25 protein-coding genes and 4 pseudogenes are annotated in these 25,639 nt (G+C 54.5%); 14 read left to right on the forward strand and 15 right to left on the reverse strand.

Going from position 1 to position 25,639, the window contains the following annotated elements; all coding sequences use genetic code 11:
* Window positions 1-327: 327 nt before the first annotated feature.
* A complete protein-coding gene (locus ACIPLA_RS12740; protein ID WP_401173353.1) occupies window positions 328-1,077 on the forward strand; it encodes an SDR family oxidoreductase in 750 nt (249 codons plus the stop codon).
* Between the two features lie 164 nt (window positions 1,078-1,241).
* Here the strand turns inward: ACIPLA_RS12740 and ACIPLA_RS12745 are convergent, their stop codons facing one another.
* Window positions 1,242-1,811 (reverse strand): carboxymuconolactone decarboxylase family protein, encoded by a 570-nt coding sequence (locus ACIPLA_RS12745; protein ID WP_008013255.1) that lies wholly within the window; start codon window positions 1,809-1,811, stop codon window positions 1,242-1,244.
* A 73-nt stretch (window positions 1,812-1,884) separates the two neighbouring features.
* On the opposite strand from ACIPLA_RS12745, the gene ACIPLA_RS12750 reads away from it, so the two are divergent.
* Window positions 1,885-2,220: a helix-turn-helix domain-containing protein gene (locus ACIPLA_RS12750; RefSeq protein ID WP_063343850.1), complete on the forward strand. Its 336-nt coding sequence runs from the start codon at window positions 1,885-1,887 to the stop codon at window positions 2,218-2,220.
* A 203-nt stretch (window positions 2,221-2,423) separates the two neighbouring features.
* Here ACIPLA_RS12750 and ACIPLA_RS12755 read toward each other — a convergent pair whose 3' ends face one another.
* Entirely contained in the window at window positions 2,424-3,476 is a 1,053-nt protein-coding gene (locus ACIPLA_RS12755) for an alpha/beta hydrolase family protein (protein ID WP_401173443.1), read from the reverse strand.
* 360 nt (window positions 3,477-3,836) lie between these two features.
* On the opposite strand from ACIPLA_RS12755, the gene ACIPLA_RS12760 reads away from it, so the two are divergent.
* A complete protein-coding gene (locus ACIPLA_RS12760; RefSeq protein WP_218394525.1) occupies window positions 3,837-4,553 on the forward strand; it encodes a class I SAM-dependent methyltransferase in 717 nt (238 codons plus the stop codon).
* Between the two features lie 146 nt (window positions 4,554-4,699).
* Here the strand turns inward: ACIPLA_RS12760 and ACIPLA_RS12765 are convergent.
* The 5 genes and pseudogenes from ACIPLA_RS12765 to ACIPLA_RS12785 form a co-directional block, all read right to left on the reverse strand.
* A pseudogene (locus ACIPLA_RS12765) lies at window positions 4,700-5,721 on the reverse strand (IS1182 family transposase); the annotation flags it as partial.
* A gap of 75 nt (window positions 5,722-5,796) precedes the next feature.
* A complete protein-coding gene (locus ACIPLA_RS12770; RefSeq protein WP_401173356.1) occupies window positions 5,797-6,414 on the reverse strand; it encodes a LysE family translocator in 618 nt (205 codons plus the stop codon).
* 315 nt (window positions 6,415-6,729) lie between these two features.
* Window positions 6,730-7,296 (reverse strand): zinc ribbon domain-containing protein, encoded by a 567-nt coding sequence (locus ACIPLA_RS12775; protein WP_401173358.1) that lies wholly within the window; start codon window positions 7,294-7,296, stop codon window positions 6,730-6,732.
* Window positions 7,297-7,716: 420 nt separating this feature from the next.
* Window positions 7,717-7,911, reverse strand: a pseudogene (locus ACIPLA_RS12780) (VOC family protein); the annotation flags it as partial.
* A gap of 352 nt (window positions 7,912-8,263) precedes the next feature.
* Window positions 8,264-9,622, reverse strand: a complete 1,359-nt coding sequence (locus ACIPLA_RS12785) for an MATE family efflux transporter (protein WP_218394522.1) — start codon at window positions 9,620-9,622, stop codon at window positions 8,264-8,266.
* A gap of 629 nt (window positions 9,623-10,251) precedes the next feature.
* Between ACIPLA_RS12785 and ACIPLA_RS12790 the strand changes: the two genes are divergently transcribed.
* The 4 genes from ACIPLA_RS12790 (at window position 10,252) to ACIPLA_RS12805 (ending at window position 14,493) form a co-directional block, all read left to right on the forward strand.
* A complete protein-coding gene (locus ACIPLA_RS12790) occupies window positions 10,252-10,893 on the forward strand; it encodes a LysE family translocator (protein WP_052964729.1) in 642 nt (213 codons plus the stop codon).
* Window positions 10,894-11,851: 958 nt separating this feature from the next.
* Window positions 11,852-12,313 (forward strand): L-alanine exporter AlaE, encoded by a 462-nt coding sequence (gene alaE, locus ACIPLA_RS12795; RefSeq protein ID WP_123493947.1) that lies wholly within the window; start codon window positions 11,852-11,854, stop codon window positions 12,311-12,313.
* A 9-nt stretch (window positions 12,314-12,322) separates the two neighbouring features.
* Window positions 12,323-13,324 (forward strand): hypothetical protein, encoded by a 1,002-nt coding sequence (locus tag ACIPLA_RS12800; RefSeq protein WP_401173361.1) that lies wholly within the window; start codon window positions 12,323-12,325, stop codon window positions 13,322-13,324.
* A gap of 8 nt (window positions 13,325-13,332) precedes the next feature.
* Window positions 13,333-14,493 (forward strand): cysteine desulfurase family protein, encoded by a 1,161-nt coding sequence (locus tag ACIPLA_RS12805; RefSeq protein ID WP_192342683.1) that lies wholly within the window; start codon window positions 13,333-13,335, stop codon window positions 14,491-14,493.
* Window positions 14,494-14,749: 256 nt separating this feature from the next.
* Here the strand turns inward: ACIPLA_RS12805 and ACIPLA_RS12810 are convergent, their stop codons facing one another.
* Entirely contained in the window at window positions 14,750-15,706 is a 957-nt protein-coding gene (locus tag ACIPLA_RS12810) for an AraC family transcriptional regulator (RefSeq protein WP_401173363.1), read from the reverse strand.
* Window positions 15,707-15,905: 199 nt separating this feature from the next.
* Here ACIPLA_RS12810 and ACIPLA_RS12815 point away from each other — a divergent pair, with 199 nt between their 5' ends.
* Window positions 15,906-16,859: a diiron oxygenase gene (locus ACIPLA_RS12815; RefSeq protein ID WP_218394516.1), complete on the forward strand. Its 954-nt coding sequence runs from the start codon at window positions 15,906-15,908 to the stop codon at window positions 16,857-16,859.
* 81 nt (window positions 16,860-16,940) lie between these two features.
* Complete coding sequence (locus ACIPLA_RS12820) at window positions 16,941-17,363, forward strand: MAPEG family protein (protein ID WP_401173365.1); 423 nt, start codon at window positions 16,941-16,943, stop codon at window positions 17,361-17,363.
* A gap of 282 nt (window positions 17,364-17,645) precedes the next feature.
* Here the strand turns inward: ACIPLA_RS12820 and ACIPLA_RS12825 are convergent, their stop codons facing one another.
* Both ACIPLA_RS12825 and ACIPLA_RS12830 read right to left on the reverse strand, forming a co-directional pair.
* A complete protein-coding gene (locus tag ACIPLA_RS12825) occupies window positions 17,646-18,272 on the reverse strand; it encodes a LysE family translocator (RefSeq protein WP_401173367.1) in 627 nt (208 codons plus the stop codon).
* Window positions 18,273-18,375: 103 nt separating this feature from the next.
* Window positions 18,376-19,293: a LysR family transcriptional regulator gene (locus tag ACIPLA_RS12830; protein ID WP_401173369.1), complete on the reverse strand. Its 918-nt coding sequence runs from the start codon at window positions 19,291-19,293 to the stop codon at window positions 18,376-18,378.
* A gap of 116 nt (window positions 19,294-19,409) precedes the next feature.
* On the opposite strand from ACIPLA_RS12830, the gene ACIPLA_RS12835 reads away from it, so the two are divergent.
* The 5 genes from ACIPLA_RS12835 (at window position 19,410) to ACIPLA_RS12855 (ending at window position 22,742) form a co-directional block, all read left to right on the forward strand.
* Entirely contained in the window at window positions 19,410-19,826 is a 417-nt protein-coding gene (locus ACIPLA_RS12835) for an ester cyclase (RefSeq protein WP_218394511.1), read from the forward strand.
* A gap of 10 nt (window positions 19,827-19,836) precedes the next feature.
* Entirely contained in the window at window positions 19,837-20,877 is a 1,041-nt protein-coding gene (locus ACIPLA_RS12840) for an SDR family oxidoreductase (RefSeq protein ID WP_401173371.1), read from the forward strand.
* Window positions 20,878-20,966: 89 nt separating this feature from the next.
* Window positions 20,967-21,512, forward strand: coding sequence for a histidine phosphatase family protein (locus tag ACIPLA_RS12845; protein WP_401173373.1), 546 nt, complete (start codon window positions 20,967-20,969; stop codon window positions 21,510-21,512).
* Window positions 21,513-21,553: 41 nt separating this feature from the next.
* The gene (locus tag ACIPLA_RS12850) at window positions 21,554-21,874 is read left to right on the forward strand and encodes an isochorismate lyase (protein ID WP_008074041.1); all 321 of its coding nucleotides are present in this window, start codon (window positions 21,554-21,556) and stop codon (window positions 21,872-21,874) included.
* Between the two features lie 313 nt (window positions 21,875-22,187).
* A complete protein-coding gene (locus ACIPLA_RS12855; RefSeq protein ID WP_401173375.1) occupies window positions 22,188-22,742 on the forward strand; it encodes a YSC84-related protein in 555 nt (184 codons plus the stop codon).
* A gap of 101 nt (window positions 22,743-22,843) precedes the next feature.
* Here ACIPLA_RS12855 and ACIPLA_RS12860 read toward each other — a convergent pair whose 3' ends face one another.
* The 5 genes and pseudogenes from ACIPLA_RS12860 to ACIPLA_RS12880 all read right to left on the reverse strand — a co-directional run.
* Entirely contained in the window at window positions 22,844-23,440 is a 597-nt protein-coding gene (locus tag ACIPLA_RS12860) for a LysE family translocator (protein WP_218394507.1), read from the reverse strand.
* Between the two features lie 51 nt (window positions 23,441-23,491).
* Window positions 23,492-24,328: an AraC family transcriptional regulator gene (locus ACIPLA_RS12865; protein ID WP_008074051.1), complete on the reverse strand. Its 837-nt coding sequence runs from the start codon at window positions 24,326-24,328 to the stop codon at window positions 23,492-23,494.
* A gap of 67 nt (window positions 24,329-24,395) precedes the next feature.
* Window positions 24,396-24,872 (reverse strand): VOC family protein, encoded by a 477-nt coding sequence (locus ACIPLA_RS12870; RefSeq protein WP_401173377.1) that lies wholly within the window; start codon window positions 24,870-24,872, stop codon window positions 24,396-24,398.
* Between the two features lie 135 nt (window positions 24,873-25,007).
* Window positions 25,008-25,349 (reverse strand): annotated as a pseudogene (locus ACIPLA_RS12875) (DUF4157 domain-containing protein); the annotation flags it as partial.
* Window positions 25,322-25,582: pseudogene (locus ACIPLA_RS12880) on the reverse strand (tRNA (adenine(22)-N(1))-methyltransferase TrmK); the annotation flags it as partial. The pseudogenes ACIPLA_RS12875 and ACIPLA_RS12880, both read right to left, overlap by 28 nt.
* Between the last annotated feature and the right edge of the window lie 57 nt (window positions 25,583-25,639).

Below are 25,639 nucleotides of genomic sequence, written 5' to 3' on the forward strand. Positions count from 1 at the left end.
TGGGCGGGCTTGCTCGCGAAGACGGCGGCACAGTCAACATTGATGTCGTCTGATACACCGCTTTCGCGAGCAAGCCCGCTCCCACAGGTTCCGCGCCTTAACTGACTGGCATTGGGGCAGCGGCTGGCAATATAACATTCCCGCCAATCTGTTTTTCCGGTCTTTTTGTGCGCATCTCTGCATTTTTTCAAGTTGACCCGATCGTCGTCTGAGCGAACCACCTATCGGACAACACGAAGCAATTCCATTGCGGGTCTTTAATGGTTGCAGGATTCAACGTCAGCCCCTCGATCTGTCCGGGACTGACATCGCATCGGGAGACTCGTCATGAAAATCGTCGTCATTGGCGGTACCGGGCTGATCGGCAAACACCTGTGCAAAAACCTGCAAGACCAGAGACATGAAACCCTGGCCGCATCACCGAGCACCGGCGTCAACGCCCTCACCGGCGAAGGACTGCAAACCGCCTTGCAAGGCGCCGACGTGGTGGTCGACGTGGCCAACTCGCCCTCCTTTGAAGACGCTGCCGTGCTCGATTTCTTCGAAACCAGCGGGCGCAACCTGCTCGCCGCCGAGAAAACCGCCGGCGTCAAACACCATGTCGCCCTGTCGGTGGTAGGAACCGAGCGCATGCTCGACAGCGGTTACTTCCGCGCGAAGATGGCGCAGGAAACACTCATCAAAGACTCAGGTATTCCCTACACAATATTGCGGGCCACGCAGTTCTTCGAATTCATCGGGGCGATTTCGCACTCGGGCGCTCAGGACGGCGACACCGTCCGCCTGACCTCCGCCGAGCTACAACCGATTGCCGCGGTCGATGTCGCGATGGCGTTGGCGAAGGTCGCCGTGCAAGCGCCGAGCAATAAGACATTGGAGGTCGCAGGCCCTGAACGCTGGCCGCTGGTGGAATTCGTGCGCCTGTTTTTGCAACACACCAACGACCCGCGCCAAGCCCAAGCGGACGACACGGTCCCCTACTTCGGCGCGCCCATCGATGACCACTCGCTCACGCCGGGAGAACACCCCATCATCGGGCCGACGCGCTTCGAGACCTGGCTCAAGAGCAGCGTTTGATACTCAAATGGGTAATTGCACAGACTTGCCCACCCATTTGCATTCGACCTGACCAGTCATTTGCATCGGAATTGACCATCACGCTTCGTGACCATGACCGGCAGAGAACGGCCCAAAGCTGCCCTTCGCGGGGGCAGCTCACGGCCAGAAAGCGAGTCGTCAGCCTAAGACGATTGCGCTGCTTCATGCCGAAAATCACGGAATCTCGCCGCGTTTGGTTCAAGGGCAAGGGTCAGGCTATTGGCGATATACGATACCGTTCGATAGAAGCCCGCCAGCATCAGCAGTTCAAGGATTTGATCGTCATCGAGGTATCGTCGAGTGGCCTGAAATTCCGCTTCAGTCAAGGTAGCGCGATTGTGCAGGGCATCAATAGTAGCCAGCAGCACCGCCTCTTCCTCCGTCCAGTGCTCCGCCCGGAGCGGATAATCCAAGGTGTGGCCGATATCGTCTCTCGTCAATCCGGCCCGCTCTGCGAAAGCCATAACGTGCACACCCCACTCATATTCGCATCCGGTAAGTGCGCAGACCCTATTGATGATTAGCTCCCGCTGACGAAGCGTCAGCAGGTTTCCATCCAGCAGTGAACCAGCCGTGAACTTCCGCCATGCCCTTTCGCTGGTGGCGATGGTGGTGAACAACAACAGTGGTGGGACGCCCTCTCCCATTATTTTGTCGAACGTCGCCTGGAGGCCTTCCGTGTAGGGTTTTTCGAGTGTTTTGATTCGAGCCATGATGTACCCTTCGCTATCAAATGTGTAGCGATAGTATTTGCTACATTATCTGTAGCGAGCAAGGGCCATATGCATGAATGATGATCAAAGCTTGGGATTGCAAATGATGAGTGGGCGTCGCCCAATCATGGCGCTTTTGGATGTGCTCGGACAGAAATGGGCGTTGAGGATCCTTTGGGAGCTTCAGCACGGTTCACTCAGTTCCCGTGCACTGCGAAGCGTGTGTGGCGATATCTCGCCCACTGTCTTGCAAAGTAGGGTCAACGAACTTCGTGGAGCAGGTTTCATCGAGTCAAACGAGGGCGGTTACGGGCTCACTCCACTGGGTATGGAGCTTTCGGAGTCGTTCTTCCCTCTGTATAGATTCGCCAATAAATGGGCCGATTCATTGGGCAAAAATAAGGTTTGATTCCTGGTGGAATGTCCCCCTTTCGGGGTGTAAGGAGCCAACGGCGAACGTCTGCATTTGGCCGACTGCTGTCTTTTGCGAAGCGCAGCTTTTGGCCGAGGCTGTATAAAACGTTTTTGATCGTAATAGGTGGCTGGATTCGACACAAAAATTGCGCTCCTACGCAAATTTCAGGTCTGCTGAGTTGCCGAGTGCCAGCAATCCTAGAGCTCCACTTTGTTGTTCGCGGACTGCGTCAAAAACTCGGTGATCAGTGACGTAACCTGCTGTTGGATTACCTCGCGCGGGCGAGCATTGTCGCCATCCCCGCAAATGATGCCATCGCCAGGAATGTCCTCTTCGAGCAATGCCACTGCACCTGGTTTGCAAATCGGCAAGAAGCTGAAATGGCTGGCGTCACTGATCTCGACATAGCGGCTGGACGCTTGGGGCAGGCGTGTGGCCAGGTTGGCGGACTCCAACTGAGCAGGCAGTTCCACCGATGGTGCGCCGGCAGCGATAACTAGCACCGGCACCGGCAGTGCCGCAAGGCTCTCATCGGTCATCCCGCGCGAGAGTCCCAGGTCCAAAGAAACCACAGCGGTGACGCGTTGATCGCGCAAATCGCCGGCCAGAGCAGCCTTTAATGCCGGAGTACTCTCAGGGTTGATCTTTTGATAATTGGTGCAACTGGATAACTGCGGATGGAGTTTGCAGTCACGGGCAAACAGGGCCGGGTCGAAACGAGCACCGGCGATCTCCATTGCAGTCCAGCCGCCGAGTGAATGGCCCACTACAGCAATTTGACGCTTTGCGACCACGCCAAATTTTTCAGGTTGAGTGGTGACCGCCTCAATGGCCCGATGCAGGTCAATGGGCCGCTGCCATAACCGCGCCGCCGCTTGCGGGCTGCGATCATGGGTCGTGGTGCCGGGGTGGTTGACCGCTGCGACAATGTAACCCTTATGGGCCAATGCACTCGCCAACCAGTTCTGATTGTTCCAATTGCCTCTGAATCCATGGGAGAGCACCACCAATGGGTGCTCGCCGGCAGAGGGTGGCGCGTTGCGAACCGCAGAAGCACCGACAAACACCACATCGTCGCCGATCAACTGTGGGGTGACGGTCGTTGTACTGGGATACCAGACGACCATCTCCAGCGGACGCTCATTGTGTGGGTCCGGCAGGGTGGAGGATTGGAAGCCGACAGAGTTGACGTCAGCGAGAGCGCTGGTCGTCAGACAGGTTAAAAGCAGGGCGCCGAGAGCTGTTTTCAATGGGGTTTGTCTTCCTTGATTTAGATAGGGGTTCAGAACCTGGAACCCACCGATAGCGTGCATCACATCTCGCAAGTTATAGAAATCCAGCGCCGTGAGCAGGTGAATCTGCACCGACATTAAAGCCGATACTCCGACTGACATGCATAGTTTTCGTTATCTGCATTGACCGGTCAGCAGCCGGGCTTTCGGGGCAAGTCCGAAGGGCCGCGACGGCCAGCAATCGACCAAAGCTGACGGTCGACCAAGCAAGCTCAGAGCCAAAGATGCATTCCCAATAGGAATGCATTGCATAAAATTAATGAATTTTTATTATTGCCCTGTATGACCTAACTTGATTCAAGGACATGGAGAAGCGCCTTGAAATCATTACCGCTCAACTCAGCTGAAAAATTTGATACCCATCGGGCCAATGAGTACGGAAGACAGAGTCGTATCGCATTAGCAGGCTATGACGCCTGCCACGATCTTGTTGCGTGCATGCTAGCGGCAAGCCTCGGCGATACAAATTCGGCGAAAGTACTGGTGGTTGGCGCTGGCGGCACTGCGCAGGAAATTGTTGCGATGGCAACGCTGGAGCCTGCCTGGCGCTTCACTGCCGTTGATCCATCCGCGCCCATGCTGGAGGCTGCGAAGCACCAGTTGGAGGCCAACGACTTGCTTGAAAGAACGGACCTGCATCTGGGGCATGTTGAAGACCTGGCAGCAGGCCCGTCCTACGACGCAGCCACCTTGATCGGTGTCCTGCATCATCTCGAAGGTGATGATGCCAAGCACCAGCTTTTACGTTCCATTCGGGCTCGTCTGAAACCCGATGCGCCACTGATTGTCGCGGGAAATCAGTACGCGTATGCCAGCCAACCGCTATTGCTGGCTGCCTGGGGCCAACGGTGGCGGCAGCACGGAGCCAGCCCGGATGAAGTGAAGGTCAAGCAGGGAAAAATCCTCCAGGGCGCTGACCCGCCACATTCTGAGGCGGCGGTTCAAAAACTGTTGAACGACGCCGGGTTCGGGGACGCTACGCGTTTCTTCAGCAGCCTGTTCTGGGGTGCCTGGTTGACGTGCAAAAGGGTTTGAAGGTGGACGCGACAGGCTGCAAATGGCCCAGAGTGTGTAAAAACGCTCTGACCTCATCGTCTTGAATCATCGACGTTCGTTGGCTGAGCGATCGCACGGTCAATACTGCGGGCCGCATCGGTCGCGACCTGGAACACGTCAATGCTGTTTTTTGCCACGTCATAGATGAAGGCATCGTTATTGAAACGCCCATCAGCCTTGGCTCCAGAGGTCATCGGCTTGGGCACATAGGCGGTGATACCGGCATCGTGACAAGCCAGGACTTGTTCGCTTTTGAAGTAACCTCGGTCAGCCACTACCGACAACGTATCTGACGCCATCGCCTCGCGGGCTTGCTTGGCCACCGAGCTGAGTTGATCGCGGTCGGAGCCGACATTGGTCACCTCATGTGCAACGATCAAATGGTGCTGGGTATCGACCGCTGTCTGCACGTTGTAGCCGACGATTCCCGTGCCACGCGTCATCATGGAACGGGTGTCTGGATCGGTCAGTGAGACCTGTTTATCCGGTGATTCATTGAGCTGGATTTCGATCGCCTGAAGCTCTTTCATTTGAGTTTTGAGCTTGGCGATTTTCTCTTCCGGCCGAACGGCACTGGGCTCGGTAGCTGTTGGTTCTTGCCGATCGGCAGCATCGAGTGCCGCCAGGTAACGGCTGATGCTCGATTCAATTTCTTCCATTCACCGTTTCAGTTTGGCGCTGGTGAAATTGCGGTCACGATTGTTGACCGCTTTGAATTTACTGCCATCGATGGCAACCAGATTTTCTCCAAACAATCCCAACTGCTGGCAGAGCACGACGAACTGGCGACAAACGCCTCGGATGGCCTTGCTGTTGTCTTTTCGGAAGTTGGCAATGGTCTTGAAATCGGCATCAAACGCCCGGTCAGCCACATCAGCTCAATGTTGCGTTGGGCTTCTCGTTCCAGCCGTCGGCTCGACTGAATGCGGTTGAGATAGCCGTAGATATAGATCTTCAGCAGGATCGCCGGGTGATAAGCAGGACGGCCTGTGTCAGCGAGAATAGCGCCGTCAAAACCCACCAAGTCGAGTTCGTCGACGAAAACGTCGACTACACGCACTGGATTGGTGTCGCTGACGTAATCGTCGAGGCTCTCGGGAAGCAAGGTGCCTTGACCCCGATGTTCACCATGAAAAAAGCGCTTCATGGGCGATCCTCGCGATGAAATCCTCGGAAATCATTAGCAAGGGTTTTCGGGCTGGATAGATACTCAATCGTAGACTTATTGAACCAGTTGCCGGACCCCTAGAGACAAAATCAAACCACCGCATAATCGATCAATAGCTTTTTTCCTCCTTCGATACGCTGAAGCGATCTCAGGTTGCGAAAGAGCGATTGCGACCACTCCATACCAAGTCATCGAAACCACCACTACGACTGCCAGCATCGATAAAAACGTGCTTGGTGAAACGTGGGCGGGGGCTGCCGCTGAGAAAATAGCGGCATAGAAGGCCATGGATTTAGGGTTGCCAATGTTCGTAATGACCCCCTGAATGAATGACTGCCGAAAGTTTCCAACGACAGCATTATTACAGGGGGAAAGCGCGCTCTTCCCGGCCTTGAGCAGCAGTCGGAATCCAAACCACATCAGATAGGCTGCCCCCAGAACTTTTACGATCAGCGCCGCCCAAGGGAACGCAGCAAATACAACGCCGATACCTGCGATTGCACAGGTGGCCCAGAATAAATTGACCAATACGATGCCTGCTACCAAGGCCAAAGCTTCTGACCGCGTAGCAGCTACCGCTTTGTGGACTACTGCAACGAAATTTGGCCCTGGAATAACGACACCGGCCAGGTAAACCAAAAAGACTGTCAAAACGGCGGGACCATCGATCATGTGCATTCCTTTGCGAGTATTGTGGCCGGGGACGGTCATCATTCAGTTCAAGGCCGCCCGCGGCTTCAACGTACAACGAAATAAAAATTTGATACAGGGCTTTGAGCGTAGTTGTGTTTTTACACACTCTGGGCCGGTAGCTACCTGTCGCAGTCACGGCCTCAAACCAGTGACGCGGGTCCTGGTTGATCAGGGTACATGCCACCGGTGTCCGTGCTCGATGAAAAGCCCCCCACACCAGCGCTTGGTGTGGGGGGCGATTGAACGAATGCCCCGTTACGTCCAGTGTCGGTTCAGCACCTTGTTAAAGCTAACCTACGCGAAGCTATGGCCGCAGTACCTGCATATTATTGCTGCAGCCTTCACCTGCTCTGCACATTTAGGACAGTTTTTCCCGTTTCCAGACACTCCTGAGGCCACCCCTTCAGATACTGAACGAAGTTCATAAGTCACAGACAGCGCTCCGTCCGGTTTGACAATTAGCATATAAATAAATACCAAAAAACCGACAAAAATAAAGCACAAAAGAATGGCGCATAGAAATGCTCCAGCACCATAGGATCCCGTAGTCCAAGTTTGGACCGTTGGGAAGTAGCCACACGCTGCCATCTTGCTGGCATCAACTTGAAAGGCTACTAACGCCTGTTGTTGGTCTCCTTGATATGTTTTTACAACGATTTTATCCGACATATCCAGCTTAAAAGACTCTCTGATTTTCTTTATCTCTTCCCGCCCCCAACCTCCATCTTTTGACGCAAGGTTCTTATACCCTTGCTCAGTCATTTTCATTGCTATATCGAAATCGGAATACCCACTTTTCACAAAGGAAGCAATTAAGTTTATGTGCTTATTTGCATTAGCATCTGGAACGTAAGTTTTCATAATGCCCCTTTATTTGATTTCGGCGTAACGCCCAAGGCAAATGACACCTGGGTGCGAAGCACAAATGGAGCTAACGACTTAAGTCGCTCTAATTACGCGCATTTTGACTCTCCGTTTAGCTCCGATGCGTTGATTCCTGCCATTCAGTTCAGCACACCCTATGGATAATTCAATAGAGCCGACGTTTGGATGGCCGACCTCGACGACCGTACCAATATGGAGCGCTGGCCACTGATCTGAGTATGGCATCGCCTAGCGCGCCGTCGTCCCCCCGCCACGCCTGCGGGCTAAATGTGTCGTTTTCTATGCATACCTGCACCTAGCTCAAATCGGCCCAGCCTGGGGGCTGTGTGCGCGAATGTGAGATGGGAAAAGCCTGCAGATCCCTGCAAGGGTGTGTAAGTGCAACGGATGGTCCATTGCGGTCATGCACCTCGGCTGGACCGGATCAACCTGCTCAAGCATTACTTGAGCACCGTTCGAATCGAGGTAAGCGAATCCGTCTTCTAGGCGTTGATAAGCTACTTCGAGTCCCAGGCAAGATACCCAAAAAGCCTGGCTGCTATCTAGGTCAGTGACCATTAACTCTGGAACTAGTTTGCTACGTTCGAACATGAGATGAGCCATTTCAATAGGCTCATTCTCCGGGGGTGGGCAGTGTAAATAGCTGATTCGCGAAATCAGGCTATGCACTTCTGGCACTTCTGGCACTGGTGGCACAGGAGAAGGTGGCGAGCATCATGATGCACGGTCGGCTGAGTATTATCGAGTCGAGCTGAATGGCGGCTTCTGGCCGATTGCTACCTGTCGAGAAGGGCTGCAATGCGCAATTCTCTGCCGATCACGGTTACGAAGCATGACGGTCAAATCCCATGCAACCGGTGGTCAGAAGCGATGCAAATTATTGGTCAGGTCGAATGCAAACAGGTGGTCAAGTGGAGTGCAATTTCGCACTCAAACGAAGGCCCTACACCAACCGCTCAATCTTCTGATGCTGCCAGACCATTTTGTAATACAGCGTCTGCAACATCAGCATGCCCAGATAGGCCACCGGAAACGCCATCCACACACCTTGCAGCCCAAAGCGCGCATCCAGCAGATACGCCACCGGCAACTGCACCCCGACCACGCAAACGATCGTAACCACCACCGGCACCAACACCGTGCCGCTGGCGCGCATGATGCCGCCGACAATTGCCTGAAAGCCAAACACCAGCAGACTCCAAAGCATGATGTGCAACAGGTGTTCGGCCATCGCCCGGGTGGAATCATCCGTGAGGAACAACCCCAGCAACCAGTGCGACAGCAAGTAACCCAACACCACCAAACCACCGGTCAGGCACACGTTGATCAACAGCCCCGTGCGCAAAATCGGCCCCATGCGCTCGATGCGCCCTGCCCCAATCGCCTGCGCACCGAGAATCGACGCCGTGATCGCAATCGACAACGCCGGGAACTGCACGTAATTGACAATCTGCGTCACCGCCCCGTACGCCGCTGTCGCCTGGGAACCGTGCTGATTCACCAGCGCCAGAATCACCAGCTCCGATAACGACAGCACCACCATCTGCAACCCGGTCGGCAGCCCGATGCGCAACACCTTGCCGAGGATGTCCATGTCCAGCCGCATCGACGCAAACATCTCCCGATCCGGCGCCAAAGGATGCCCCTTGCGAATCAACCGCCACGCCAGCCACCCCATCGCCGCCAAGTTACCCGCCAACCCCGCCCACGCCGCACTCTGAATCCCCATCGGCGGCAACCCCAACCACCCGAGAATCAACGCCGGCGTCAGCGCCAGCCCGACACACGTCGACACCACCAGCGCCAACAACGGCGACACCGTATCGCTCACCCCACGCAGCAACTGCGTGAACAACACAAAGACCAACAGCGACGGCAAGATCCACATCATCACATGCGCATACGCCACCGCATCGTCCAGCACATCCACCGGCGTGCCCAAACCCTGCAACGCTGGCCGGGCAAACACACTGCCCAACACCGCCGCCGCCAACCCGATCATCGCCCCCAACAGCAACGTCGAACCAGCAATCGCCTTCACCAAATGCAACTCGCGAGCGCCCCAGGCTTGACCGATCAACACCCCGGCGCCAGCGCCGAGGCCGATGACCAGAGCGATGAAGAAAAACACCACGGGGAACATGCCTGATACCGCCGCGAGAGCCTGGGTGCCGAGCATTTGGCCGATGTAGATGCTGTTGATGGTGCCGGACATGGACTGGAGGAAATTGGAGAGGACCATGGGGGCGAGGAACAGGAGGTAGGTTTGCCAGAGGGGGTGTTGGGTGGTGGGGGTTTGCATTGAGGTTCCGTCTCGGGTGGGGGCTGGCGTTTGGGAAATTCTACGCTACGGAACTGGGAATAACGCGCTCCTATTTTGCGGATTTGGGGAGCATGAATATTGTTTGCTTTCGGCAAGCAGCGGCCACTGGAACGTCGTTTGTAGTGGATCGAGCCCTGGATTGCGCAAATATGCAGTCAGCAATTGACTTCACCTAGCGAGACCGCCCTATCTGTTTTTTCCAATGTGGCGGAGGTTAATCTGACCATGGTGCAAGTGGAAGCAAACCTGATTGCTGGCAAACATTCCACAGTGTTTTCGCACAAAAGTTCGGTTTCCACGGGGCGTTTTCTGCCGACTTTGAGAGGCAGAAAACGACTAAAAAAACAGACAGAGGAAAGGGGTAAAGATTGTCCCCTTTCTCGGCTCCGAGCCAGGCAGCCTATTGTTTCTACTTGACGAACCTGAGGCACGCAAAACCCGTCTTGATGCGCAACTGTTGAATGGGTTCGACGCTCTCCTGAGTCCCGACTTTTTTGACTACGCCAAGTCCGCAGTAATATTGGTCGCTGGTGAAGATGAGGCACCACTTAACTTGTTGTCCCGCTCGTTCCTGTAACATGCCAGCCCCACCACCACGAGCCTTGAAAATGGATTCTCACTCGATTCTGACGTTTACACTGGTCGCCGCGATTGCCATTGCCAGCCCTGGGCCTGCGACCTTGATGGCGATCAACAATAGCCTGGCCCATGGGCAGCGCAGCGCCATATGGTCATCGCTCGGCAACGCCAGTGGCCTGTTCTGCCTGTCGTCCGCTGCCATGCTGGGGCTCGGGGCGCTGCTTGCCAGCTCCGAATGGCTGTTCAACGCGGTGAAGTTCATCGGTGCCGGTTATTTGTTCTACCTGGGCATCAGACAATTGTTCAAAAAGGGCCCGATGCTCCCGGATGGGATTCAGGACGACTTGAAGGAAAGCCGGCCGACTCGTTCCAAACTGTACAAAGCGGCCTTCCTGACGGCGGTGACCAACCCCAAGGCGACGATGTTCTTCACCGCGTTGTTCCCGCAGTTCATCGATCAGAGTGCGGCATTGCTGCCGCAATTTCTGATCCTCACCTCGATCTTCATGGCATTGTCGGTGTCGTCCCTGAGCCTCTATGCCGCGCTCGCCTCGCGGGCCAAGGGTGTGCTGACCCGGCCTGCGCTGTCCCGCTGGGTCAGCCGGGTGGTGGGGTCGACATTCATCGGTTTCGGTGCTGCTATCCTGACCATGCGGCGGCAGGCGGCGTAAGGGAGCCGGGCCTGTAACTCCGGTAACAGGGAAGGCTGATAGGGCGTAAGCGTGTGCCCTGCCCATTGAGCCGCGCCGACTGGATCAAACTCATGATCGCAGCCGCACGTTTGCCACTGCGTTTACGCGCAGCCAGCACATGCTTGTTCGATCCAGACGGCTTTGCTTACGTTCGTCGGCACACTCAGCATGCGAAGGCCAGGTGTTTCATCGGGGTTCTCCGTTCAGTTCTTGTGTGGCGCGCACCAAATCCGGAAGCCTTTTTCAGTATTCCCGAGCGGTAATCGGCACGCCTGCGCCGCATTAAAACTGATTTAGATCAGAGTTTAGTGTGAAAAAATTGCAAATTGCAGGCGTTGGAGGGTGATTTGCGCCACAAAATAGAAGCTATTTTGAAAATCCTGGTGAGTTTTATGATTTTCGGTAAGTATCATCGTTTGGACTATAAGCGCCTCGCGACACTCGATCTCAATTCAAACAAAGTAAACTGCGCGTGCTATTCGATACGGGGTTGTCGCTAAAGGCCGAGGCGGAACAGGGCAAACTGCACGGGATTTAGAATGAGCTGAAACTAAACGATTTAGGCTTTCGAAATACTGCAACAGTGGTATTCAACGCCAGAACAAGGCCCGAACGTAGCAGAATGATAGTGAGGGGTAGACGACGCTATCTCCCATAGATTAGAGTGTTGTCGTATCAGAGCATTGCTGCCATGGAGGCATTTGTGTGTATACGTCTTAACTCCCGCCAAAAAACCTTACTCCGTTCCGCTCATGCGTCTAGGTGCCAGACACTATTGCGCACGATATCTAATTAAAAACAAGCCTCTTGGTTCGACTATCTAAATACTCGACCGCAAACATAGACTTTTAAGCGCCACGACCAATGGAGCAGTTCATTGCTTGTTGCTGCTCGCAATTTCAACCTGTGACGTTGTACGTTATAGCGAGGCTAAACCATGCCTTCTACCAACAATGATTTATCTATAAAACAAAACACCCAGTCTCTAAAAAATTTTTGGGCCGACACCTTCGCGCTAAATACGTTTTGCTACTTAATCTCCATACCTATCGAACTAGGCTTTGCGCAGATGACACTTAGCACACACCTAAGTGCTAGACTCGTAGGGCTTTTCATTATTACCAGCACTGCTCGCCCCTTCGGTATATGGCGCGACTTTGTCTTTAAAAAATTCAAGATTTCCGACAGGGACAAAGGTATAAAACCTTACCTTGTCGATACCTTGGCCTATCTTTCGTTCGAGCTACCACTCTACATAATAAACATGAGCATAAGCGGTGCAACCTTAATGCAAGCCATCAAGGCCGCCTTGATATTTTGTATTATTGCAGGTTTTGTTGGCAGGCCTTACGGAATCTATAGAGCACTCATTAGAAAAAAACTATTTAACCTGAACTGAGAACACAAAATGGATATTGACTCAATAGTTCACACCATCACCTCAGAGAAAAATCTAAGAGAAAACATTGTAATCGATTGCGGTCACACGACCATATTCTCATCTCACGACGGTTATTCATTTGGAATACAAGGAGAACCTAGTCCGACGGAGATTCTCACATTCGAACTGGGGATTGCATTACATGACGTCTTAAAGCGTCATAACAAAAACGTATCCATAAACCTGTACCTTTCTGACCTTATAGGCATCAAAGGCGGGAATGATGAACGGCGGAAAATCACTCAAGACATCCAACACCGTGAGAAAGCCGTTTATATCCCCAGTGCCTATCAAAAAATACTTGCCGCAAGTGAAATACCTTTAGAAAAAGTAGCAATTCATTTGCAATCCAAAGGCAACGATCACTTCCGGAAAATCATCCGTCGGACTCGCTCCGGAATTGAACAACTCAAGTCAACCAGTCAAAACTACATCCACGAGGTATTCAATAAAACAAACGCACTATTCCTCTCTACCGAAGATCAGGGTCTATTCTCATTGACCACTCCCTACCTGTTCGACACACACGATGAGGACTCCTATTTTGGAGGGTCATGGTGGAAGAACAACGAGAACCAGATTAAACAGAGCGACCTGGAAAACTGCCCTTTGGCCCGTTTGAAAAAGAACCCGGTGATCAATCTCTACGAAACAGGAGGACGAGTTCTTTGCCCTGCGACCTACGGTGGCTTGCTTTGTCAATTTGACAACTCCGTGGATCATATCGCTATTTACGCAAGAGCAGATGACGAGTTCATTGGAGAGAAGGTGTATCGCGGTGTTATATCGGCAAACTTACTGATCGAGAACTTTTCCAGAAATTGCGCGCAGATCATCATCAACAAAGAAGAGCTGGCCGAGTACACTTTCATTGAAAAAAATCTGATTGGCCGCTCAAGCACAGACAGCATAGAATTTACGAACCAGATACAAGATATGCTGCACAACAACAACATGGAAATAATATAAGGACATACATGATCTATCTTGACAGCGCTGCCTCTGCATTACCTTTTGAAGATGCTGTGACTTTCTCCCCTGAACCTGGAAACCCATCAAGCGATCACTCTGCTGGCTATGCAGCTAACGCAGTGCTTGAAAAAACCAGATCGCTGCTGAGCGCGATGTTCGGAGGGCGGTCAAGCGAGTATCATTTCTGCTCAGGCGCCACCGAAGCTGCTAACTTAATTATTCAAGGAAGATGCCATTTTCTTAAGACGGCCAATTCGACAAGAAACGAAATAATTGTCAGCGCCATTGAACACCCTGCCATATTCAATACCGTAAAACACATGCGACAGTCCGGCTTTATCGTCCATATTGTTCCAGTTGATCATCGAGGAATTATAGAGACTTCTTTCATATATGATTTGCTCAATGAACATACTTCAATGGTATTAGTCATGGGCGTCAACAATGAAACTGGGGCACGCCAACCTATCGACGATATCGCTAAAAAGGTAAAAACCATAGATCCGGACATCTCCTTCATTTGTGACGGTGTACAGACACTGACCAAAGTCCCCTCCCCCGACTTAACGTATATCGATGCCCTTATTGGTTCTGGCCACAAACTCGGAGCGGCAATGGGGGTCGGTTTCTTTTATTTGAATCATCGTTTTCGACTCTCCCCTTTGCTATTTGGAGGGGAGCAGGAGGCTGGCGTCAGGCCAGGAACGGAAAACATCTACGGCATAGAGTCTTTATATAGAGCTCTCGTACATCACCAAAAAAACGCTGACCACTACCATAATCACGTTCGCGCCTTGAGCCTGCTCCTTCAAAAGACGCTTGAGCAGTCAAACATCTCGTTTTCGATCAATACCCAGGATGGAGAGACTTCGGGTTACATACTCTCTATTTGCTTTAACGGTATCGATGCCAGCAGGGCGATCAAGTTTCTCTCGCAAAGAGGTATTTGCGTCTCGAAAGGCTCAGCTTGTAGCAGTGTGTCTCCTACACCTTCCCGGGTGTTAAGCGCCATGAAGCTCAGTCACGCCCAAATGAGTTCCACCCTACGAGTCTCTTTTAGTCCGCTAAACGTCAAGGAGGACGTTCTCACTTTTTGTGCAGCAATGAGTGAATTGCATTCATATAACGTCGAAACCTCAGCTTTAGAGCAACAAAGCCAGATGTAAGCCTCATCGCTGAAAAAAGCAGTACGATGAATACACTCTGCGTTCATCGTACCGCTGCCTTAATTATGGAATTCCCAACCTTGCAACCGCCAAAATCATCACAGACCACGTTTGAGTGCGCAGCCACGGGGGCGGAATAAATCCGAGAATCATCTGGCCGGCCTCCCCTCCTCACGGAGGTGACGCAAAATACAAGGTGCGAACTTAGATAGTTACTGTTTGGCTTGATCACAGTGTCCATCAGCACCGAACCTTCTCACGCTGATTGTCTACGCCAAGTGCCGGGTGATGTGCCGAACTGGCGTTTGAATGCGCGACTGAACGCAGCTTCGGATTCATAGCCAACTGCAAAGCCGATTTGCGCCACATTACCGCGACCTTCGCGCAGCTGTTGAGCCGCCACGTGCATACGCCAGAGCGTCAGGTATTGCATCGGTGGCTGTCCGACCAATGCCGTGAATCGCTCCGCGAATACCGAGCGCGACATGCCCACTTCAAGCGCCAGGGCTTCTGCAGTCCAGCCCTCGGTTGGACGAGCATGGAGCAGCGCCAGTGCGCGCCCGATATGCGGATCTCGCAAACCCGCCAGCCACCCGCGCCGTTCAGCGGGGAGGCTCGCGACGTACTGGCTGACGGCTTCGACGAATAGCAATTCGGAGAGCTTGGCGATGACCGTTGTCGAGCCGAGGCGCCCCGCCGCAATCTCACTGACAGCGAAACGGAATGAGCTTTCAATCCAGGCTCCCGAAGCCGTCGCCCGCAAGTCTAGTTTCAATAAGGATGGCAGCGATGAAAGCAACGGACTGAAGGGGGTTTCAGAGCCGAGGAATCCGCACAATAGCTGCGTGACCTCGCCGCCCCCGCCGTACTTGATTCGTGAAATAGCGCCGACTTCCGGCGGCTGAATAACTTCGCCCGCCGGCATGGGCGTAATGCTTAGATCACTGCCAAAAGAATGAGCGTCATTGTGAGGAAGCAGAACGAGTTCGCCTGCCCGCACGTCAATGGCGGCACCGCCGTCGACTTGTAATTGCATATGCCCTGCAGCGACAAAATGCGACGCAATGATATGTCGAGGTGCCGCCAGGAACGGTTTGCAATCGTCCGCAGAGATTCGTCCCTTGATGCACCAGGGCGCAGTGAATTCCGACTCGAGAAAAACCCCTCCAGACAGCCGAATCACACGCAATACATCAGAAAACGCATCCAACAATTGCCAGCCCTCCTTTCCGGAGTCCGGAGCATGTAATCAGGCGCACTGGTCATTCATCGCCTGAACTGCGAGGCCTAGATTAGCACCAACGCGGACTCCGTGATCGAGACGTTCCTCAGACGCTTCACCGATGGTCATTGGCTCCGACGTTAACCGTAATTGCCCCATTCCAACTCGACCAGGCAAGCAGGAGATCGATATGAACACCGTTGCTACCATGCCCAGCGCAGATTCGGATAACGCCGCCCGTTATGCTCAACTTGTCAGATCATCGAAGAAAGCGGAATGGCAGATCGATCGTGATTTGCTACAGGATCGGAGTTTCGACTTCTCGCGCAAATTCCTGCCCGACGGACTGTCGCGGATCGACCGCCTGACTTTTCTCGACGCGGATGAGGCGCGCCTGCTCAGTCAGATTCAGGGCCGAACCTATGCGTATATCTTTGGCTTGGTCGAGCGTTTTATCAGCGCCAAAATGCTCGATCAAGGTCGGGGCCATGTCTTTGACGATCAGCTCGCACTCGAAGCGCTAGTGCGTTTTTCTAACGACGAGATCAAGCACCAGGAGCTGTTCCGGCGTATGGAGACGATGATTAGTTCGCACTTGCCAGCGGGGTATCGTCAAGTTGCCGATCCAAACGATGTGGCGCGCTCGGTTCTTGCGGCCAGCACCTGGTCAGTGCTGGCGCTGACCTGTCATATCGAGCTGTTTGTTCAGGCGCACTACGTGCAAAGCATCGCCCCGCGTGAGGAGCTGTGCCCACTGTTCAAGGATGTTTTCAAATTTCACTGGAAGGATGAAAGCCGGCACGTCGTACTCGATGAACTGGAGTGGAAGGCGGAGCACGCGAAACTCTCGTCAGCCGAGCGCGACCAGGCAGTGAACGACCTGATTGCGCTGGTGGCGGCCGTCGACGGAATACTGCAGGCACAATCGGCATCCGATGCCGACTACTTTATTCGCAATGTTTCACGGTCATTCAGTGTCGATGAGACAGCGCAAATCAAAGCCTCCGTGCTGAGCGCCTACCGCTGGCAATACATAATCTCGGGCGTGGAGCATCCACACTTTGGCCGGCTGCTTACGCGCATGACAACACCCGCACAGATGTCCACGATTCAGACCGCGCTGGCGCCAATCATGAGCAATTGATCGACAGGGGGCGGCCGACCGTGCGTCGGCCGCGCGGCTGTGGGATGACGTGTTGAAAACGATTTATCGAGGCTGGCAGCCATGACAATACCGATGTGGATGTTGCTTGGATTTGCGACCTGGACTTTGCTGCTGTTGATGGCAACCGTCGGGGTGTATCGCTGGGTCAGAATCTTGTTCTCGAATGTTCCGATTGCCTCTTTCCGATGCGATCAGCTCGAAGGCGAGGATTGGTATCGGCGTGGGATAAGAGCACACGCGAACTGTGTGGAAAATCTGCCGGTCTTTGGCGCCATTGTGTGGGTGATTTCAACCCTTGGTGTCGACGACGCTGCAGTGAGCTACTTGTCCGTAATCGTCCTGATCGCTCGCGTGTGCCAGTCTGTGGTTCACGTATCCCATGTGCAAACCAATACGTTCGTGGCGGTTCGGTTTGCCTTCTTTTTCGTTCAGTTGGTCTGTTTTCTCGCGCTCATTGTTATAGCCGCTAGTTATGGCGTATGAATCTCTTGAATCAAGGGATTCCTGGCTTGTTCCTGCAAATCAACATTGCGTTCGGACGCGCGCTCTAGCGATTCAATGGTTAGATTTCAAAATTACCAGCTTCACTTCACCATGCTGCCAGCGACGGGCGAACACACCTCCCTCCTACAAGGCTAAGGGAGGCGAAATCATGCTTTTCGCCGCCATCCACTGATGCGGAAGCAGTTGCCCGTCGTCAGCTTTCATAATCACCGGGGCTCAGCGAAGCTGAAATCTTAGCCCCGCGACGCCAATATACTGATCCTATTTTTGGCTGAGTGCCGCTATCGATACTCCCGAAGCAACGAAGGTGAGTCCTGCCCCTACGTTCAGGCCATTTACCAGTCGTGGCCTCTGACGCAAAAATCGGGGCAGTGCAGTGGCAAATACGCCCATAAGTGCGAATCCCACTGCCGTCAGTGCGGCGAACCATATGCCGTACACCAGCATCTGCACGCTCACTGAGCCGCGTTGTGGGTCGACGAACTGAGGGATGAACGCAAGAACGAAAAACCCGGGCTTCGGATTGAGTGCTGCCGAGAGTAATCCCGTGAGGAAAATGCTCGGCAGTGATTGCCGAGTCGTTGGCTGGAAGCTAATCAGGCTACGAGAGCGTAGGACTTTTATGCCAAGCCAAAGTAGATAACCGGCACCGATGAGCTTGACGACCCAGAAGGCAACTGCAGACGTCTGCATAAGCAAAGTCAGTCCGAGTGAAGCAGTTGCCACATGAAAGAGAATTCCCGCCCCGGATGCCATGCCCGATACGATAGCGGCTATCCTGCCCTGACTGAGTCCTCGGCCTACGGCCAGCAGATTGTCCGGGCCTGGTGCGAGTACCAATAGCAAGCACGCGGCAGTATAGGTAAGCCAGATATTGATCGGAAACACGGCATTCTCCTTAAGCTTCACCGAGGCATCCATCCTCACGTAGCGCCAGACTGTGCCCGTACCAGATTGCAAAGTCAAAGCCACTGAATTTGAGAAGATCTATTTACCCTTCACCCATTTCGGGGCGTCCCCCCAAGAGGGAACCTTCGACACTTTCTATGGAAAGCGTTTCCAGCAGCACCTGCTCCAAAATGACAAAAAAACACTTGATGTGAGCCTGCTTCAACGCCTGTGGCCGGGTCACCAGAAAGACCTCCATATCTGGAAGCTGGATCTCCGGGAACACTTCTATCAGGTCCTTCGCCAGAATACGCGGCAGCACTGCCACGCCCATACCTCGCCTCACCGATTCGAGCTGAGCCGCGAACGAGTTCACGCTGATCTGGGTGCGTTCCAGGCCCGCGGCCTTTGCCACACACAGTTGCGGCAACATATCCAGCGGAGGAAGCAACGCAATATTGACCGCCGTGGCCGGGGTCACTTCTGGAAACCGCTTCAGATAACTTGCATCGGCGAAGACACCGTAAGCGAGCCTGTCGAGGGGTCGATAAATCAGCGACGGCTCGCCCAGATGAACTGTGCGTACGGCAATGTCTGCGGCGCCGCGGACGATCTTGTGAAAGTCGGCTGTTATCAGCAACTCCACCGAGCATCGCGGGTGCGCGCAGGTGAAGCGACTCGCTGCCTCCAGCACGCAAGAGGAGAACCCCTCCCCTGCACTGACCACGACAGTGCCAGATAACTCTGTGTGTGGCTCGGACATGCCCGTAACGGTTTGACGCCTCAAGCCCGCTTCCGCAGCCAGGGCAACGTCCACGAGGGATTGGCCTCGCGGGGTCAACCAGCATCCTTCAACGCCCCGCTCCACGAGTGGCTCGCCCAGTGCCCTTTCAAGTTGGGTCAGCCGTCGCGACACAGTAGACGCAGCGATCCCCAGCAATTGGCCGGCCTGAAGAAAGCTGCCGCGTCGCGAGACTGCCAACAGCAGGCGAAGATCGTCCCAGTTTGCTTGCAAAGCCATGCTTCATATCTTCCCTGATTTGCAAATGTGCAAAGCCATTATGCAGCAGTCGCTGTTTTTCGGCAGAGGCGTCAACGGTATATCTACACGTCCTCGAAACGAATGGAACGGACTGTATGACTACTGGCCCCAACGACTTTGCGGAACGCGCCGCCAGCGCCTTCAATCGCCGTGATGTGGAAGCGATGCTTACGCTGGTTTGCGAAGACTTCATCTACTTCGATGGGATGGGGATGCAAACCGGTCGCGAATCCATGCGCAAACGAGAAATCGCATTACTCGAAGCCTTCCCCGATGCCCAGCTGACCTTCAGCCCATTTGCCGTCAGTGACGATCGTTTGGCACTGACCGCCTTCCTGACCGGCACCTTCACCGCACCATTAGTGATGCCGGACCGGGTGATTCCACCCCATGGCCGCCATATTGCCGTGTACTACGCCGCACACTTCACCTTCAAAGACGGGCTGGCCATCCGTGAAGAGGCCTACTTCGACAGTGCGGTGTTGATGTCATTTTTTAGCCGATCAGCGTGAGGGTTGACCTATGCATAGCACATTCGTCACTGGCGCGACCGGCTTGTTGGGCAACAACCTGGTGCGTGAATTGGTCGCTCATGGCTGCGCGGTCAAAGCCCTGGTTCGATCAAGAGCCAAAGGTGAACAACAGTTCAAGCATTTGCAGGGTGTGGAGCTGGTCGTTGGGGACATGGCCGATGTCGACGCGTTTGCAACGTCGTTGCAAGGCTGCGATACGGTGTTTCACACCGCCGCGTTCTTTCGCGACAACTACAAGGGCGGCAGCCACTGGAAGGAACTCGAAAAGATTAACGTGGAGGGTACGCGACGCCTGCTTGCCCAGGCCTACAACGCTGGTATCCGACGCTTCATCCATACCTCTTCCATCGCCGTGCTCGACGGCGCACCCGGCACGTCAATCGATGAAACTTGCCTGCGGGCCGACGCCGACGCGGATGACTACTACCGTAGCAAGATCCTCGCCGACCGTGTCGTCTTGTCGTTCCTGGAACGCCATCCCGAAATGCATGCCTGCATGGTCTTGCCTGGCTGGATGTGGGGCCCTGCCGACATTGGCCCGACCTCCTCGGGACAGTTGGTCAACGATGTCGTGCGCGGCAAATTGCCCGGATTGATCCCCGGCAGTTTTTCTGTTGTCGATGCCCGCGATGTGGCATTGGCGCAGATAGCCGCAGCCAGACATGGACGGCGCGGTGAGCGCTATCTCGCGGCGGGTCGGCATATGACCATGCGTGAGCTGGTGCCTGTTCTGGGACGCATAGCTGGCGTCAAGACACCCGTTCGACAACTACCGCTGCCCTTCCTATACGCCTTGGCGTCGGTGCAGGAGATTTATGCGCGTGTCACCGGCAAGCCCATTCTGCTGAGCATGGCCACACTGCGCCTGTTGATACGAGAGAAGGACCGCACCTGTTTCAACCACAGCAAGAGTGAACAAGAGCTTGGCCTGAGTTTCCGGGCGCTGGAGCTGACACTCAGTGACACCGTGGCGTGGTACCGCGATCACGGTTGGTTTGAAAAACGCACATCCGTCATGGTCGACGACTGACTTTCGCAGATAAGATGACCGTCGAGCTCCACATTCACCGCATACCAGGACAAGGACGTAAACATTCTGTGAGTAGGAAAATAATCCTGATGCGTCACGGTCAGCCAAAGTTGGTCGCAACCGATAAATTGTCAGCGCTCGATATGAAAGAGTGGATCGAACACTACAACCGATCCGAAATCACCAGCCAGCCCGTCCCGGATGCCAGCATGCAGCTCGCCGCAACCGCCACGGTGATTGTCTCAAGCAACGCGCCTCGTGCGCTGACTTCCGTCCAGGCTCTTGGCCTGAAACCCACCCTCGTCGACGCACTTTTCGGTGAAGCGCAGCTGCCTTATGGTCGCTGGAAACTGCCACGGCTATCGCCGTTTACCTGGGCATTTATCCTTCGTGTTTTATGGTTGTGCGGTTACTCACGCAGCGTCGAATCCGTCGCCACTGCCAGGATGCGCGCCAGCACGGCAGCTCAACGACTTCAGTCCCTTGCTGCCAGCGAAGGACCGGTTCTACTGCTCGGTCATGGCTTTATGAATCGAATGATCGCCAAACAACTGGTGGCAGATGGATGGACTCGGCAAAAACGTAATGGCAGCCAATATTGGAGTGCGACGGTGTATCAATATGGCGGTGTTTGAGAGGTGCTTCACAATCTTTTTCAGCAAACGGAGTCACTTACATGGAAGTCATCAATCAATTACAACCCGCAGAGTGTGAAGGCATGGAGGACATCCGACGCGAAATCGATGCCCTTGATCACGCCGTTATCAAGCTGTTGGGCAAGCGTTTTCAGTACGTCCTGGCGGCCTCGAAGTTCAAGACCTCGGCAACTTCGGTGCGTGCTCCGGAGCGTTTCAAGGCGATGCTGGCGACACGTCGCGAGTGGGCCGAGACCGAGGGCTTGAGCCCGGATGCCATCGAGAAGATGTACAGCGACCTGGTGAACCACTTCATTGCCGAAGAGATGAAACACTGGGCGGCTCATCAATCCGAAATCTGATTCACTGCATAACAACCCAGTCGTTGTGGAAACCGGGCGTCTTAACAGGCGTCCGTTTTTTTTACAGTTGGCCACTCCATAGAACTAACTCTATCTACTTTAGGTCATCGCAGTTTCTGACAACGAACCCGGCTGATACACAGAGGTCAAAGCAGGTGATGACGTCGCCAATGATCGAAGGCCTCATTCAAGGGCGAAGTCAGTAGCTCACATATTTTAGGGTGCGCCGGATAGTTTCAGCAGGCTCGGATTGTTCCGAGGGGCAAGTGCTGACTGCTGCTCATATCCAATGCTCCCGTATCGGAGTACTAACATGACTCAGTCAATGCGGTTCTGCCTATCGATTGTCCTTGCGACACTGGCATCGGCCAGCTTCTTGAACACTGCTAGTGCGGCAACTGCCGAGGATCTGGATGTCGACTCTCGGCAAGCGTTGCAAACTCTGTACAAGTCCACACCATTTGCTGAAAGCATTTCGCACAACGCCAAAGCGATTCTTGTCTTCCCGAAAATCATCAAGGCGGGCCTTGTGTTTGGCGGCAGCTATGGTGAAGGCGTGTTGTTGAAGGACAAGAAAGTAGAGAATTATTACAACTCCGTAACCGGGTCCTGGGGGCTGCAAGCAGGTGCCCAGTCGTATGGCTATGCGGTTTTCCTGATGACCGACAAAGCCGTGGACTACATACGCAAATCCAAGGGTTGGGAAGTCGGCGTAGGACCCACCGTTGTAATGGTTGATGAAGGGGTGGCGAAGAATCTGTCCAGCACGACCGTGAAGCACGATGCCTACGCGTTCATTTTCGACCAGCAGGGGTTGATGGCCGGGATCAGCATCGAAGGAACCAAGATTTCGCTGATCAAGCGCTAACACCGGTTGTTTGGCGCAGGGATGCGCCAATCCATAAATGCGCCCGCTTGAAGCCATGCGGGGTCCAGTTGCTGATTCAAGCGACCGGCCCAGTCAACGACCTACACCAGCACGGTTAACCAGGCCGACACCAACAGCAAACAAGCCAGTGCAGTGTTCATGCGTTTGAATGCCTGCGGCGAACCAAAAGCCCGGGCACTGCCCACGCCGAGCAACGCCCACAGGGTCATGCAGGGCACGGAGACCAACAAAAATATCAGCGACAACACAACCAGCCGCAGGGTCTTGTCACCGCCACCGACAAATACGCTCACTACCGCCACCGCCATCATCCAGACCTTGGGGTTGACCAATTGCAGGGTGGCGGCACCGAACACGCTGACACCTTCGTCGCGCGAGGTGGTCGGGGCCAGGGACGGCGGTGCGCTTCGAAAGATCTGCCAGGCGAGCCAACTCAACCAGAGCACCCCGGCCCACGCCATTGCCTGCTGTACACGCGCAAACCGCAGCAGCGTTTCGCCCACGCCGAGCCCGACCGCAAACACAATCAGCGCCGCCGCCCCGCAGGCAGCAAAAATGATGGGCAGTGTGGCCCCCAGCCCCCGCCGCGAACTGTGGCTCAACACCAGAATATTGGTCGGCCCCGGGGTAATCGAGGCAACGAACGCAAACAGCAGGAAAGGCAGCAACGATTCCATGGCATGGACTCCTTGATCAGATAGGAATCCATGGTCGCGGATCAGCGAAATTCAGTCTGGAAGGTTTGAGCAGCGCTTGCGGTAATCCGCGGGTGTGAGCTGGTAGGCACGGCGGAACCAGCGCCCCATATGACTTTGATCGGCGAACCCGAGGGCACTGGCCACCTGCGCCGGCGACTCGCCCCGAGCCAGCAGCTGTCGCGCCTTGGCCAGGCGCAGCTGGATCAAATAAGCATGAGGCGCCAGCCCAAAGGCTGCCTTGAAGGCCCGCGTCAGACGAAAGCGATCAACACCACAGGCTTTGGCCAGATCATCCAGCCCAATGTCTTCATAGACATGGGCATGCAAATAGTCACGCGCAACCTGGGCCACCCACGGCAGGCGCGGATCAAAAGCCTGACGCTTGCGCCAATCAAGGTGGCCAGTGAGCGCCCCCAACAAGGTGTCGATGGCGCTCTGGCGCACAATGCGCAAATCGCCCTCATGGAGCGCGTGGAAGGCTTGAAAAATGGCAGTGGCCAGGCGCGGATCCTGGCTCAGGGTGTCGGCAAAACCCGGCTGACTGTTGGCCGGCGCATGCTCGAACAACGCGTGCAACTCCCGCTCCAGCCAGTGCGGATCGAGGTAGAGCATCGAATAGGTAAACCCCTCCTCGGTCGGCGCATGCCCATCGTGGATTTCCCCCGGTTCCAGCATGAACACCTTGCCCGGCGTACTGAGGTGGCGAACGCGCCGGCAATTGAACTGCTGCACGCCCTGCTCGGTGACCCCCACCAGAAAACTGTCATGCCAATGCGGATCGTAGGCATGGCCCTGAAAATGGGCACGAATCGATTCAATCCCGGTATCGGCGTCCTGGGACAGCTCAATCCAGTTGCGTCTATCCACGGAAGGCTCCATTGGTTCAGCGTTTATCTGTGCGGACGACTAAATTACCGCGCAATGGAAATGACGTTTAGAAGATTTGTGCAGGCTCCTCGGCAAATGCATCCTTAATGAATGCCTCCAGCTCTTTCTCTTCAAGCAGCTCAATAGAAAAATGCCCAAAGCGTTTCGGTAACCAAATTATGCGTGTCCCACTTGGCGATTGCAGATTATCGCGGGACAGTGGTTTTCCGTTCTCATTTTCCGGCTGGACTCCTGCATCGATCAATTCGTCGTACGCTGCCTCAATGTCTGGTGTGGAATAGCAGTGACGATAGATCGTGCCTTCGCCGTTGGAGTCCATCAGCGCCCTGAGATTTCCGGTAAACGGTTGCACTAACATAAGGCGCTCCGTTCCAAACATGACGATCGCATAGCGCACATGCAAACCGTCGCGCTGCCAATCAAGTGTCTTTGAGATCCTGGCGCTGAAAACTCGGGCGTAATACCTGCACGCTTCTTCAAGGTCTTCGACGAGAACATCCACGTGGCTGAACTTTAATTTCAATTGCCTCCCCCCTTTTCAGACATACGATTCGTTTGCTGTCAGTCCGGGCATTCTGATTCGCTAACCTTTGCGATAGCTACTGATGTCTGCATTCGGTCGATAACTCCCCTCGGTGACAGGCCGCTTCGCAACTCTTCAGTAAGTCCCTTCCCGCACCCACCGTCTGACCTCAGCCTGTATGGCATAAGCCGGCGCCTCCACAGCATTGAAGTCTTGTGTATACCGCTGGGCAAATCCTTCTACCCCCCATTCCTGATACTGCTGCACATGTTTTAGTTCGTGAGCCCAGAGCGCGATGTTCTGTTCTGCGGTTTGAGCGTCCCGGAAGAGGATGATGTCGATCAGCGTCACGGCGCCGACATCGGGGTTTTGCAGCATGGCAGTTGCGGCGTTGAATTGGCCGTTGTCGCTGACTTTGTAGTGCGCGGCATCGAGGACGCTGGGGTCGTACCAGCGCAGCAGATGCTGACCGCCGTGATCCCGTCTTCTGGCTCGATCGCCGCCAGGCCATTGGCCAGGCATACGGTGCGTTCGGCCGAGCGCAATGGCGTCAATGCCACCTCGCCGGCCACCGCCATGGCGATGGAGCCACGGCGCATCAACGCCACCGGCAGGTAGCCGTGATCCGAGCCGATACCGGCCAGGCGCGCACCCGCTGGTACATGCGCCGCGACGCGCTCGGGGCGCATGGACAATGCCTGTTCGTTCAACTGCAGTTCCTATTCAACACGAAAGTCCGGCACCTTTTGCATTGGTGCGGGCGGCCC

Origin of the sequence: Pseudomonas sp. NPDC086112, assembly GCF_044746425.1 — a bacterium.
Lineage (GTDB): Bacteria > Pseudomonadota > Gammaproteobacteria > Pseudomonadales > Pseudomonadaceae > Aquipseudomonas.

Bases quoted from the DNA above. Each gene is read 5' to 3' on its own strand.
- ACIPLA_RS12790 (WP_052964729.1), top strand. From the start codon at position 10,252: ATGGATTCTCACTCGATTCTGACGTTTACACTGGTCGCCGCGATTGCC.
- ACIPLA_RS12860 (WP_218394507.1), bottom strand. From the start codon at position 23,440: ATGGAATCGTTGCTGCCTTTCCTGCTGTTTGCGTTCGTTGCCTCGATT.
- ACIPLA_RS12855 (WP_401173375.1), top strand. From the start codon at position 22,188: ATGACTCAGTCAATGCGGTTCTGCCTATCGATTGTCCTTGCGACACTG.
- ACIPLA_RS12800 (WP_401173361.1), top strand. From the start codon at position 12,323: ATGGATATTGACTCAATAGTTCACACCATCACCTCAGAGAAAAATCTA.
- ACIPLA_RS12775 (WP_401173358.1), bottom strand. From the start codon at position 7,296: ATGAAAACTTACGTTCCAGATGCTAATGCAAATAAGCACATAAACTTA.
- ACIPLA_RS12820 (WP_401173365.1), top strand. From the start codon at position 16,941: ATGACAATACCGATGTGGATGTTGCTTGGATTTGCGACCTGGACTTTG.
- ACIPLA_RS12805 (WP_192342683.1), top strand. From the start codon at position 13,333: ATGATCTATCTTGACAGCGCTGCCTCTGCATTACCTTTTGAAGATGCT.
- ACIPLA_RS12815 (WP_218394516.1), top strand. From the start codon at position 15,906: ATGAACACCGTTGCTACCATGCCCAGCGCAGATTCGGATAACGCCGCC.
- ACIPLA_RS12850 (WP_008074041.1), top strand. From the start codon at position 21,554: ATGGAAGTCATCAATCAATTACAACCCGCAGAGTGTGAAGGCATGGAG.
- ACIPLA_RS12770 (WP_401173356.1), bottom strand. From the start codon at position 6,414: ATGATCGATGGTCCCGCCGTTTTGACAGTCTTTTTGGTTTACCTGGCC.
- ACIPLA_RS12835 (WP_218394511.1), top strand. From the start codon at position 19,410: ATGACTACTGGCCCCAACGACTTTGCGGAACGCGCCGCCAGCGCCTTC.
- ACIPLA_RS12785 (WP_218394522.1), bottom strand. From the start codon at position 9,622: ATGCAAACCCCCACCACCCAACACCCCCTCTGGCAAACCTACCTCCTG.
- ACIPLA_RS12750 (WP_063343850.1), top strand. From the start codon at position 1,885: ATGAATGATGATCAAAGCTTGGGATTGCAAATGATGAGTGGGCGTCGC.
- ACIPLA_RS12845 (WP_401173373.1), top strand. From the start codon at position 20,967: ATGCGTCACGGTCAGCCAAAGTTGGTCGCAACCGATAAATTGTCAGCG.
- ACIPLA_RS12740 (WP_401173353.1), top strand. From the start codon at position 328: ATGAAAATCGTCGTCATTGGCGGTACCGGGCTGATCGGCAAACACCTG.
- alaE (WP_123493947.1), top strand. From the start codon at position 11,852: ATGCCTTCTACCAACAATGATTTATCTATAAAACAAAACACCCAGTCT.
- ACIPLA_RS12830 (WP_401173369.1), bottom strand. From the start codon at position 19,293: ATGGCTTTGCAAGCAAACTGGGACGATCTTCGCCTGCTGTTGGCAGTC.
- ACIPLA_RS12840 (WP_401173371.1), top strand. From the start codon at position 19,837: ATGCATAGCACATTCGTCACTGGCGCGACCGGCTTGTTGGGCAACAAC.
- ACIPLA_RS12745 (WP_008013255.1), bottom strand. From the start codon at position 1,811: ATGGCTCGAATCAAAACACTCGAAAAACCCTACACGGAAGGCCTCCAG.